Raw genomic sequence first — 12,249 nt, forward strand, 5'->3', positions numbered from 1 at the left:
GCGCTGCCCCTCACACTCCCCGGAGTTTATTTGGCAAAATGAAGCTGTGATCGTCAGTCAGCGTGTTTCGCGATGAAGGCGACCAGTGCCGCGGTTGAGCCGTCTTTATCTGTGGCAGGTGCCTCGCCATTGACGATGGGCTGGAGCGATGTTGCCAGTTCCTTGCCCAGTTCCACCCCCCATTGATCGAAAGAGTTGATCCCCAGAATGCTGCCCTCGACGAAGACGCGGTGTTCATAAAGCGCAATAATCTGGCCCAATGTGAAAGGGTCGAGCAGCGGATAGATCAGCGTCGTTGATGGGCGGTTCCCGGAAAACACGCGGTGTCGGGCTTGCCGGTCAAGCTCGGCCCCGGTCAGGCCTTTTGCAGCCATCAGTTCAGACGCTTCTTGCAGGGACCTGCCGCGCATCAATGCTTCGGATTGTGCGAGGCAGTTGGCGATCAACAGCTTGTGGTGGTGCGTAAGGTCAGGCTCATGGCCATTGGCTGCGATCAGGAATTCGCAGGGAACGACGCGGGTGCCCTGGTGGATCAGTTGATAGAATGCGTGCTGCCCATTGGTGCCGGCTGCCCCCCAGACGACGGGTCCTGTGTTATAGGGCGCATTCGTGCCGTCCATGAGGGTGGATTTGCCGTTTGATTCCATTTCGAGCTGTTGCAGATAATCGGGCAGCTGCCCCAGACGCTGATCATACGGCAGCACCGCGCGTGTTGCATAGTCGCAAATCTGATTGTGCCAGATGCCGACCAAAGCCAGCAACATCGGCATGTTTTCATGCGGGGCTGCAGCGCAAAAGTGGCGATCCATCGCTTGGCCGCCACGCAGGAACGCATCAAATGCACGCGGCCCGATGGCGATCATTAGCGAGAGGCCAATGGGCCCCCAGACAGAGTATCGTCCGCCGACCCAGTCTTCGAAACCAAAGACCTGATCCGCATCGATCCCGAAATCGGACGTTTTGTCCTGCGCCGTGCTGAGCGCTGCAAACTGTGTCGCGGGGTCGCCGTCATTTTCCGTCATCCATGCGCGCGCGGTGCGGGCGTTGGTCATTGTCTCTATCGTGGTAAAGGTCTTGGAGGCGACGATCACCAGCGTGGTTTTCGCGTTAAGTCCCCGCAGCGTATCCGAAATATGTGCCCCGTCGACGTTCGATACAAAGTGGCAGCGCGGCCCGTCATGATAGGGCGACAGCGCCTGTACAGCCATCGCAGGCCCCAGATCAGAGCCCCCGATACCGATATTGACCACATCGGTGATTTTGCTGCTGCGGATTTTGTCGGCGAAATCGCGCATCCGGTCGAGCGTGTGATGGATGCCCGGCATCACATCTTCCCCGTCTACCATCACTGGCCCGCCGTCGAGATTGCGAAGTGCGGTGTGCAGCACTGCACGGTCTTCGGTCTCGTTTATTTTGCCACCAGCGAACATCGCGTCACGCCGCGCAGGCACATCGGCGGCATCAATCAACCCGATCAGCGCATCCATTGTGGCGCGGTCGAGGTTGGTTTTAGAGAAATCGAACAGCATGTCCCCGGTCTGCGCGCTGAACTCGCGGGCTCGGTCGGGGGTGTCGAACAAGGACAGGATAGAGCGGTCCTGCACCGCCGCCTGCATCTGGCGCAAATCGTCAAAGGAATTCATGGTGCCCAATGTACTGTCGCCTCGTTCAATACTGCGCCGATGGGGGCCTCTAGGGCCGGCAGGCTTTGCGCCTGCTCCACCGCTGCGCGTTTTTCATCGCCGAAAATCACAAGATGCTTTGACATCGCGCCCTCAAGCACCCGACGCGACAGGGTAATGCGCCCGATATCCTGCCCGTCGACATTGATCGGACAGACCGCTGGCGCGTCCACGGCCATCGCGGCCTCCAGCCCATTGGAGCCGGGGAAAAGCGATGCAGTGTGCATATCCGTGCCCATTCCGAGCAACAGCACCGACAACGGCAGCTTGGATTCGATTTGCGGTGACAGCGTTTCTGCCGCCTCGGCCGAGGTCAGCCCGTCCACATAGAACGGCGTAAAGCCCGCCTGCGCCGCACGCCCGACCAGCAAGCGGTTGCGTAAAAGCCGTGCGTTTGACATCTCGTGATCCGGCGCGACCCAGCGTTCGTCCCCCAGCATAACCTGCACGCGCGACCAGTCCAGATTGGCCCCGCTGAGGCTGTCAAAGATCGGCCCCGGTGTTGTCCCGCCGGGCACGGCAAAGCTGACCGTGTCATGGGACAGGAGCGCATTTTTCAGCTCTCCCGCGATCAGATTGGCGAGGTCCATCGCAAGGACTTCGCGGTCGGCATATTCGATCAACTTCATGCAGAATACTCCCGCCATTGCCGCTGGTCACGGCGCATCAGTTCGTTGGCATCTGTCGGGCCATCAGACCCGCTGTCGTAGGGTTTGGGCACATCGTTGCGTGCTTCCCAGCCCTGGATGATCGGGTCGGTCCAGGCCCATGCGGCCTCCACCTCGTCGCCGCGCATGAACAGGGTCTGGTTGCCACGGATGACATCCATGATCAGACGTTCATAGGCGTCGACCTGTTCCGACCCATCAGGGCCCAATGCGTCGGCAAATGTCATATCCAAAGGCACATCCACCAAACGCATGCCGCCCGGGCCCGGTTCCTTGATCGTCACGCCAAGGGTAATGCCCTCGTTCGGCTGCAGTCGGATCGACAGGACGTTACGATGACGACCCGCATCTTCGGTGAAAATCGAATGCGGGGTTTCCTTGAACACGACTGTAATCTCGGACGAGCGCGCGGCCATGCGTTTGCCGGTGCGCAGATAGAAGGGCGTCCCAGCCCATCGCCAGTTGCTGATGTGGGTTTTCAGCGCGACAAAGCTTTCGGTGCGCGAGCGCGGATCGCCAACGGCGGTACGGTACCCCGGTTGTTCGGCCTCGTTGCACGGCTCTGCCTGATACTGTCCACGGGCAATGTGATGCGGTAGCACCGGGTCCAGCGCACGGATCACCTTGAGCTTTTCATCGCGCACCGCGTCGGGATCAAACCGCGCGGGGGGTTCCATCGCAATCAAACACAACAGTTGCATCAGGTGGTTTTGCACCATGTCGCGCATGGCACCCGACTTGTCGTAGTATTCACCCCTGCCCCCGACGCCGACGGTTTCGGCCACGGTGATCTGGATGTGATCGACGTATTGGCTGTTCCACAAGGGTTCAAACAGCATATTGCCAAAACGCACGGCCATCAGGTTTTGCACCGTCTCTTTGCCCAGATAATGGTCGATCCGGTAGATCTGGCTTTCGTCAAAATACTTGGCCAGCGTCGCGTTCAACGCTTGCGCGGTCTTGAGGTCGCGGCCGAACGGCTTTTCAACCACGATCCGGCTTTGCGCATCGGCCATGCCCCATTGTTGCAAACGCTCGGCCAGATCACCGAACAACGCGGGCGAGACAGAGAAATAATAGGCCTCTACCCGCTCGGTTCCTGCCATCAACTTTTGCAGCTCGGCCCAGCCGTCTTCGCCCTTTGCATCAATCGCAACATACTCAAGACGGTCAATGAACCCCTCAAGCTGAGCCTTGTCGTGCTCGAAGTCACCGTTGAATTCGGCAATCGCCTCGCGGATCATCTGCTGATAGCCTGCGCGGTCCATTTCCGTACGGGCTGCACCAATGACACGGGCGTTTTCGGGCATCTGCCCTGAACAAAAACGCCGAAACAACCCCGGCAGGATCTTGCGGCGGGCCAGATCGCCTGTGCCGCCGAAAATCACCAGATCAAAGGGGTCGACCGGAATGACGCGTGATACCATGTGGATGCTCCTTGTCGCGAGGCTACGACTTTTGGGTACCGAAATGTAATGTTAGCGCAAACATAACGAGATTTCCGCTTTTCACAAGTCTGTGCGCGAAATGACACGGGGTTTTATTGCGCATACCATTCGCATAGACAAAGAAAAGTTAATTATATCAGGTGAGGCCCGGTTCTTTATGAAAGACGTTGTCGACGCAAATATCGGTAAGTTTCAAGACCCTGCCTTGACCGCCAAGGGCGAACCCCGCGCGACGGTAAGCCTGACAAACCCGCAAACCCTGTGGTTCAATACCGGCACCCTGTGCAACATCGAATGCGTGAACTGCTATATCGCATCCAGCCCGACGAATGACGCGCTGGTCTATATTACCGCGGACGACGTGCGTGATTACCTGGGGCAAATCACGCAGCGGAACTGGCCCGTGACGGAAATCGCTTTTACCGGCGGCGAACCCTTCATGAACCCGCAGATGATCGAAATCACGGAAGCCTCGCTTGAAGCCGGATACGATGTGCTGATCCTCACCAACGCAATGCGCCCGATGATGCGCAAATCGGTGCAGGCCGGTCTGGCGCGCCTGAACGAGGCTTATCCCGACAAGCTGACCTTGCGGATTTCAGTGGATCATTACCGGACCGACTTGCATGACGCAGAGCGCGGTGCTGGTGCGCTGGAAAAGACGGTCACCGGTATGAAATGGCTACGCGACAACGGTATCCGCATGGCCGTCGCAGGGAGGTCGGTTTTCGGCGCGACAGATGAAGACAGCCGCGCCGGCTATGGGGCCTTCTATGCTGAACACGGCTTTGACATCGACGCGCAAGACCCTGGTATGACAGTCCTTTTCCCTGAAATGGATGAAACCGTCGAAGTGCCCGAAATCACGACATCCTGCTGGGGTATTCTAGACATATCGCCTGACGCGGTGATGTGTTCAAGCTCGCGGATGGTGGTCAAACGCAAGGGGGCCGCGACACCAGCGGTGCTGGCCTGCACGCTGCTGCCCTATAGCGAAGAGTTTGAGCTGGGGCATTCGCTGGAAGAGGCCGAGAAAGACGTCGCATTGAACCACCCCCATTGCGCCAAATTCTGCGTCTTGGGCGGGGCAAGCTGTTCAGCCTGACCCCTTGCCCGCGACGCGCTATGGACGGATAACCGCTCCGATTTTGGGGTCGGCTTCGCCTTTGGCCAACGCGGCATAGACCCCTTCTGTGGCTTCGACGCCTTCATGCACCTGCACATCCATCCAGTCCGATGCGCTGGCGGCGATACGTTTCCACGCCGCAGTAATCTGTGCCTCGATCTTACCAGGCCCCCACTCCTGCCGACGTTTAGCGACCTGAGAGGGCGCAAAGAAGAACTCCGGTTTTGGGCCTTCAAGGCGCATCGTTGGGGTGAATTGGTCCCAATGGCTCAGCCCCACTGCTGACGAATGTTTAAGCTGGTGCTTTAACGTGCCATGCAGCTCGGCCTTGACGGTACTGTTGCCGGACATGTCGACATAGACGGACGGCACGTGGTCGAGCTCGGCGATCTGGTCATAGGTCAGCACGGCATCGCAATGCCCCAACCCTTCGACGAAAGCGCGGTTACCGACGGATGTCAGGCCCACGATTTGATAGGCACGCGCTTTGGGTTCGGCCAGATAGCGGCAAAGCCCCAATCCGGTTTTGGACGACGCGCTGCCCACGATGATCTGCTCGGCACCAAAAAAGTCATTATCCTGCAACCAATCGTAGATCAGATAGGATGTCGCCAGCAAAGGTTGCAGCAAGGCACGCAGGTGGTCCTCTGATGCGGGGCCGGTTTTGACGGGGGTGTATTGATTATAGATCAGCGGAAGCTTTGCCCGATGTGCCGCTGCATCCACCAAACCGGCGGTGCCATTTTCAGGGGCGATCACCACCTCGGATGCCATCGGGTAGAAACCATAAAGCCGCGTACCGACGCTTAGCACGTCAGTGCGACTTTCAACGACTTTGGCGGTGCCCCAGACCGGCACAATGCCCCATCCGTTCTCGGACGTCGGAAAGAACTGCCAATAGCCGATGTCAAAGCCCGCTGCTGCGTAGGTGACATTGTTCGACGTGAGCGCAAAGCTTTCGATTGCCAGACGCGCCTGCCCCGGTGCCAGCGGCTCTGCTTGGGTTGTGACGACACGTGTTTCAGTGATTGCGTTTTGATTGACCAAAATCTGTTGCATGGTGATTTCCCCCTCGTTTGACTATACTCTAACCCCAAACCCACGCGCTGTTGCCGCCTATCGGAAAAGACGTTGCGCCACAAATATATCGTCAGAATTAGTATCGTTACATTTCAACCACTTAGCCTGACGCACAAGTGAATCCCTGCCAGTCAAGGCTGCAGGCATTGCACCCGATATGCCCCATCTGCTATACGAAACCGCAAGATATAGAACCAGCAAGAGCTAGGCAGATTACGTGAACGAGACGCCAGAAACCCATGAAAACGATGACGAAATCCCGGCAGCTCGCCCCGTGTACGATGGCCCATCGGTCGATATCGAACACGAGATGCGGACATCCTATCTGGATTACGCCATGTCGGTCATCGTTTCGCGCGCCATTCCCGACCTGCGAGACGGGCTAAAACCGGTTCATCGCCGCATCATTTATTCGATGTACGAAAAAGGCATTACGCACGATAAATCATACCGTAAGTCTGCGAAGTCTGTGGGCGATGTGATGGGCTCCTACCACCCGCATGGTGACAGCGCGATCTATGACGCGTTGGTGCGTATGGCTCAGGACTTTTCGATGTCGCTGCCGCTGATTGACGGTCAAGGTAACTTCGGCTCCATGGACGGCGATAGTGCTGCAGCCATGCGTTATACGGAATCGCGCCTTGATAAGGTCGCGTCATTCATGACCAGCGATCTGGACAAAGAAACCGTCAATTTCATCGACAACTACGATGGAAAAGAACGTGAGCCTACTGTTTTGCCTGCACGTTTTCCAAACATGCTGGTCAATGGCGCAGGCGGTATCGCCGTTGGTATGGCGACGAACATTCCGCCGCACAATCTGGGCGAAGTGATCGATGCCTGTCAGGCGTTGATCGAAAATCCCGATCTGACCTCGGAAGAGCTGATTGAATATATTCCCGGCCCCGACTTCCCCACAGGCGGGATCATGTTGGGCCGGTCCGGTGCACGCAAAGCCTACCTTGAGGGGCGCGGCAGCGTGATTATGCGGGCCAAGACCCGTGTCGAAGAAATTCGCAAGGACCGGTTTGCCATCGTCATCGACGAGATTTGCTATCAGGTCAACAAATCCACGATGATCGAAAAGATCGCCGAACAAGTGCGCGAGAAGAAGATCGACGGCATCGCCCATGTTCAGGATGAATCCGACCGGAACGGTGTGCGCGTCGTGATCGAGCTTAAGCGCGATGCCACCGCCGAAGTGGTCATGAACCAGCTCTATCGCTTTACACCGATGCAAACCTATTTCGGCTGTAACATGCTGGCGTTGAACGGCGGCCGGCCAGAGCAGCTTACCCTGCGCAAGTTCTTGACATCTTTCATTGATTTCCGCGAAGATGTTGTCGCCCGCCGCACCGCCTATTTGCTTCGCAAAGCGCGTGAACGCAGCCACATCCTGTGCGGTCTGGCCGTCGCGGTCACCAACATCGACGAGGTCGTCGCGACCATCCGATCCTCTGCGGATGCCGCCGAGGCGCGCGAAAAGCTGATGACGCGTCGCTGGCCTGCAGAGCAGATCTTGCAGTACATCGCGCTGATCGACGATCCGACACATACGGCCAACGAGGATGGGACCTATAACCTGTCTGAAACACAGGCCCGCGCCATCTTGGAGCTGCGCCTGCAGCGCCTGACTCAGATCGGCGTCAAAGAAGTCACCGACGAGCTGGAAGAACTGGCCAAGAAAATCCAGGAATACCTCGAGATTCTTGGCAGCCGTGAACGTATCATGGGCATCATATCGGACGAGCTGACCGAGGTGAAAGACCTCTTTGCCGTTCCGCGCCGCACAGAGATCGTCGATTGGTCCGGCGATATGGACGACGAAGATCTGATCGCACGCGAAGACATGGTCGTGACCGTAACTTCGGGCGGCTATATCAAACGCACCCCGTTGATCGATTTCCGCAGCCAACGTCGCGGCGGCAAAGGTGTTTCTGGCATGCAAACCAAAGAAGAGGACGTGGTTACCACCCTCTTTGTTGCCAATACCCACACGCAACTACTTTTCTTTACGACGGACGGCATGGTCTACAAGCTCAAGACCTGGCGCTTGCCCCAAGGCGGGCGTACGTCGAAAGGTAAGGCGATCGTTAACATCCTGCCGATCCCGACCGGCGTCTCCATTGCGGCGATTATGCCCGTGGATCGCGACGAGAAAGATTGGGACGATTTGCAGGTGGTCTTTGCGACCTCTGCCGGTACTGTTCGTCGGAACAAACTTTCGGATTTCACCAACGTCATGCGTAACGGCAAAATTGCCATGAAGTTTGAGGATGATCACGCCAAGACAACGCTGATTAACGCACGCATCGCCTCTAATGATGATGACGTAATGCTGGTCACAAACTCCGGCCGCGCAATCCGCTTTCCGGCCACCGACGTGCGCGTGTTCAACAGCCGCGCCTCTGTCGGGGTTCGTGGCATCAAGCTGAACGGGGACGATAAAGTCGTATCCATGTCGATCATTCGCCACTTCGACGCGACCTCGGAAGAGCGCACGGCCTACCTCAAGATGCGCCGTGCGATGGCGGGTCTTGTCGATGATGTGGAAAATGACGAGGACGAAGCACCCGCCGATCCGAATTTCTCGCAAGAACGCTATGCAGAAATGTCTGCGGCAGAGAATCTTCTCCTGACGATCACAGAAAAAGGCGCGGGCAAGCTTTCCTCCAGCCACGATTATCCCGTGCGCGGGCGCGGCGGTCTGGGTGTGACGGCGATGGACAAGGCAATGCGCGGCGGCGAAATCGTCGCTTCGTTCCCGGTCGAACTAGATGACCAGATCATGCTCGCCACGTCCAAAGGGCAATCGATTCGCGTTCCAGTAGAAGGTATTTCCTTCCGCTCGCGGAGCGCCGGGGGCGTCAAAGTCTTCGACACCGGCCGCGGCGAGGTCGTTGTAAGCGTTGCCTGGATCGCAGATCAGGGCGATGAAACAGTAGACGACGAGATCATCTCCCCCGAAGCGTAAGGCTACTTTTTCGAATCTTAAAGCCGTCCCTCGTGATGAGGGGCGGCTTTTTGTATTTTCAGACTTCAGACGTTAGAAGGCATAAAAAAAGCGCCCCCGAAGGGGCGCTTTAAAATATCCAACATTACTAAAAGAAATTAGTTAGTTGTTGTTGTCGATGTGTTGTTGTCATCGTCGTTTGCAATAACTGCGACGGCAACAATAACTGCTGCAATACCCGCGATAGCGGCAGGGCTCATGCTTTCAAAGCCAACACCACCAGCGGCGCTTGGATCAATACAACGACGGGCAAGGATGCCGTCGATTTGTGTCGGTGCTTTGCAAGCGTATGTAACGCCATTTGCGCCGACAACTGTCGTTGGGTACTCGGCAACGCCGGAGCTACCACCAACAGCGGCTTGAGTTGTTACTTGTGCGGAAGCCGCGCTTGCAGTCATCAAAAGCGCAGCGGCGAATGCTGTAAAGCGTGTCATTATGTCTTCTCCAGTTTGCGAAGTTCACTAATCTTGGGCTTGGTATCGCATATTTCGGTTGCAATAGCAAACTCGATATCTCTCAAAACATTGGTTCGTTCCGGCATTAAGCAGGCTTTAGGGCCTTTTTAAAGCAGAAATAACTATAGCGCATATAGGGCGCTAAACTTTTCGGTCAAATAGGAAAGCAGCGGGATCTCGCTTGGCTCTGCCCCCGTCGCTTGGGTGATTACTTCGCGCGGACTGTAAAGCCCACCATGGCGCTGCACTTTCTCGCGCAGCCAGCCAGTGGCAGCAGCAGTATCCCCCTCGGCCAGTTGAGTATCCAAGTCCTGCACATCGCGGCGCAGCGCTGTATTCAAACAGCCAGCATAGACGTTGCCCAAAGAATACGTCGGGAAATATCCGAACAGCCCCACCGACCAATGCACATCCTGCAATACACCGTTTGATGGCCTGTCAACGGCATACCCGAAGTCCGCCTTGAACCGGTCGTTCCATGCGGCTTCCAGATCGCCAACCAACAGATCGCCCGCCATTAACGCACGTTCCAGATCGAACCGCAGCAGCACATGTAGGTTGTACTGCAACTCATCCGATTCGGTTCGGATATACCCATCTGATACCCGATTTACGATCCGGTAGAATGTATTTTCATCCGCCACGCCAAAGTCACCAAAGGCATCGCGCATCTGCCCATAGAGCCAACCGGAAAATGCACGGCTCCGGCCAAGCTGGTTCTCGTAGATCCGGCTTTGGCTTTCGTGCACGCCCATAGAGACGCCCCCACCAAGAGGCGTCAAAAGGTACTCTTTGTCGATACCTTGCTCATAACACGCATGACCGACTTCGTGAATCGTTGAATAGAAACAGTTAAATGGATCGACCTCATTTGTGCGCGTCGTGATCCGCACATCCAGCCCCGACCCGCTTGAAAACGGGTGCACGGCTTTATCCACGCGGCCCATCGTCATATCGTAGCCAAACGTCTTGGCCAGCGTCCGTGTCAGCTTCATCTGGGCATCGGCGTCAAATCGCCCCGCCAACACAGGTGGAGCTTCGGCCTCGCGAACGGCTTCACGCAAACGGGTCAGCTCGGGGCGCAGGGCGCCGAACATAGCCTCTAGCTCGGCAGCGGTCGCACCGGGTTCATAGTCATCCAGCATCGCGTCATAGACATCGCCTCCGGCAGCAAGCGCCTGGCCTTCTTCACGCTTCAGCGCGATCACCTCGGCAAGGGTCGGGGCAAATGCCGCAACATCGTCGGCAGCACGCGCCTCGGCCCAAATGCCTTGCGCTTGCGAGGTGACCCGCGCAATCCGCGCTGCAAGCGCTGCGGGTACCTTAGAGGCGCGCGCATGCCCGCGCTTGATGTGGCGCACCTGCGCCTGCCCCACCTCATCTAGTCCAACCGCATCGATCCGGTCCAACCATTCGGGAATACGCGGATCGACACGGCGGGCGTGCAAAACGCCCTCCATCGCGGCCATTTCCTCGCCCCGCTGCGGGGCAGCACCGCGCGGCATGACTGTTTCCTGATCCCAGCCCAAACGCCCCGCAACCTGCGCAAGCGCCTCGGTTTCGCGCTGAAACGCCATCAACTCGTCAAAAACAGTCATCAAGATTTTCCTCGTACAGATGTCGGAATCGGGTAGGCGCTTAGGAACCGTGCGCGCAGGATCAAAACCCAAAGTATCACGGCCAACACCTGGTGGAAGATCGCGATGTGTACCGGTGCCGCGTTCAACACTGTAACGATCCCCAAGACAACCTGCCCTACCATCGCAACAATTATCAGGTTGAACGCCTTGCGCGTATTGGGATGCGCTGACTTACGGCCCCGCAGCCAAACCACGATAGCAAAAGCAAACAACAGATAGCCCGCCATCCGGTGCATGAACTGCACCAAACCGGGGTTCTCAAAGAAGTTGCGCCAGACCGGCATAATGTTGAAAGCCTCGGGCGGAAAGAACTGGCCCTGCATCAATGGCCAATCGACAAAGAACCGGCCAGCATCAATCCCCGCAACCAAGGCCCCAAGGAGAATTTGCAGGAACGCAAAATGCAGCACTCCCGTGGACATCCCAAAGAGCTTCGCTTCTTTCGCCCGCCGCGCCTGCATCAGATCACGCTCGGGCCGACCAAGCAGCAGCGCGTACCATGTGATGACCCCAAGGATAACGAAGGCCAGCCCCAAATGCGTGGCCAGACGGTAGCTGGCAACGTCTAGAACAGCCTCTCCGCTGGTGACGCCCGATGAGACCATCCACCAGCCGATCGCACCTTGCAAACCGCCAAGCCCGCCCAAAAACAAAAGACGCCCCGACCAGCCCACAGGGATCTGACGGCGCAGAAGAAACCACAAGAACCCGACAGCCCAAAATAGGCCGATCACCCGGCCCAACTGACGATGGCCCCATTCCCACCAGTAAATCGATTTAAAATCAGACAGTTCCATCCAAGAGTTCTGAACCTGAAACTCGTCAATTTCTTGATACTTGGAGAACTCAGATTGCCAGTCCGCCTCAGTCATCGGCGGCATGGCTCCGGTAAAGGGCCGCCACTCGGTGATGCTCAATCCGCTGTCGGTCAATCGGGTCAAACCGCCAACGGCGATCATCACAAAGACCAGGGCAAAGAGAATGAACAGCCAAATACGGATGCCGCGCCGTGCACCACCGCGCCCACGGTCAATGCCGCCTATCTGTGCCACAGGCCGCGCGGCCTGCGCCTCGCCCACTTCCTCGAACAGCTTTCGTTTCTCGGCCATTGGTGCCTCTTGTCTGCTATGTTTCACG

At 57.2% G+C, this 12,249-nt stretch carries 9 protein-coding genes; 2 read left to right on the plus strand and 7 right to left on the minus strand.

Annotated elements, in window-relative coordinates; all coding sequences use genetic code 11:
• Positions 1 to 53: 53 nt before the first annotated feature.
• From pgi to zwf, 3 genes are read right to left on the minus strand one after another with little or no spacing between them, the layout of a single operon-like run.
• Entirely contained in the window at positions 54 to 1,643 is a 1,590-nt protein-coding gene (gene pgi, locus ACVBAU_RS11455; RefSeq protein ID WP_448326434.1) for a glucose-6-phosphate isomerase, read from the minus strand.
• The gene (pgl, locus tag ACVBAU_RS11460; protein ID WP_138923205.1) at positions 1,640 to 2,311 is read right to left on the minus strand and encodes a 6-phosphogluconolactonase; all 672 of its coding nucleotides are present in this window, start codon (positions 2,309 to 2,311) and stop codon (positions 1,640 to 1,642) included. Before pgl ends, pgi begins: the two co-directional genes overlap by 4 nt.
• Positions 2,308 to 3,777, minus strand: a complete 1,470-nt coding sequence (gene zwf / locus ACVBAU_RS11465; RefSeq protein ID WP_448326437.1) for a glucose-6-phosphate dehydrogenase — start codon at positions 3,775 to 3,777, stop codon at positions 2,308 to 2,310. Before zwf ends, pgl begins: the two co-directional genes overlap by 4 nt.
• A gap of 178 nt (positions 3,778 to 3,955) precedes the next feature.
• Here zwf and ACVBAU_RS11470 point away from each other — a divergent pair, with 178 nt between their 5' ends.
• Positions 3,956 to 4,903, plus strand: a complete 948-nt coding sequence (locus ACVBAU_RS11470; RefSeq protein ID WP_335744107.1) for a radical SAM protein — start codon at positions 3,956 to 3,958, stop codon at positions 4,901 to 4,903.
• Between the two features lie 18 nt (positions 4,904 to 4,921).
• Here the strand turns inward: ACVBAU_RS11470 and ACVBAU_RS11475 are convergent, their stop codons facing one another.
• Positions 4,922 to 5,983, minus strand: coding sequence for a DUF2855 family protein (locus tag ACVBAU_RS11475; protein ID WP_448326439.1), 1,062 nt, complete (start codon positions 5,981 to 5,983; stop codon positions 4,922 to 4,924).
• A gap of 238 nt (positions 5,984 to 6,221) precedes the next feature.
• Here ACVBAU_RS11475 and gyrA point away from each other — a divergent pair, with 238 nt between their 5' ends.
• Positions 6,222 to 8,978, plus strand: a complete 2,757-nt coding sequence (gene gyrA, locus ACVBAU_RS11480) for a DNA gyrase subunit A (protein WP_448326441.1) — start codon at positions 6,222 to 6,224, stop codon at positions 8,976 to 8,978.
• Between the two features lie 137 nt (positions 8,979 to 9,115).
• Here the strand turns inward: gyrA and ACVBAU_RS11485 are convergent, their stop codons facing one another.
• The 3 genes from ACVBAU_RS11485 to ctaA form a co-directional block, all read right to left on the minus strand.
• Positions 9,116 to 9,451, minus strand: a complete 336-nt coding sequence (locus ACVBAU_RS11485; RefSeq protein ID WP_448326443.1) for a hypothetical protein — start codon at positions 9,449 to 9,451, stop codon at positions 9,116 to 9,118.
• A 143-nt stretch (positions 9,452 to 9,594) separates the two neighbouring features.
• Complete coding sequence (locus ACVBAU_RS11490; protein ID WP_448326445.1) at positions 9,595 to 11,070, minus strand: carboxypeptidase M32; 1,476 nt, start codon at positions 11,068 to 11,070, stop codon at positions 9,595 to 9,597.
• On the minus strand, positions 11,070 to 12,221 hold the full coding sequence (ctaA, locus tag ACVBAU_RS11495; protein WP_448326447.1) for a heme A synthase: 1,152 nt from the start codon (positions 12,219 to 12,221) through the stop codon (positions 11,070 to 11,072). The genes ACVBAU_RS11490 and ctaA overlap by 1 nt, the downstream gene beginning before the upstream one ends.
• Positions 12,222 to 12,249: the final 28 nt, after the last annotated feature.

The sequence above is a fragment of the Sulfitobacter sp. M13 genome, assembly GCF_053474885.1.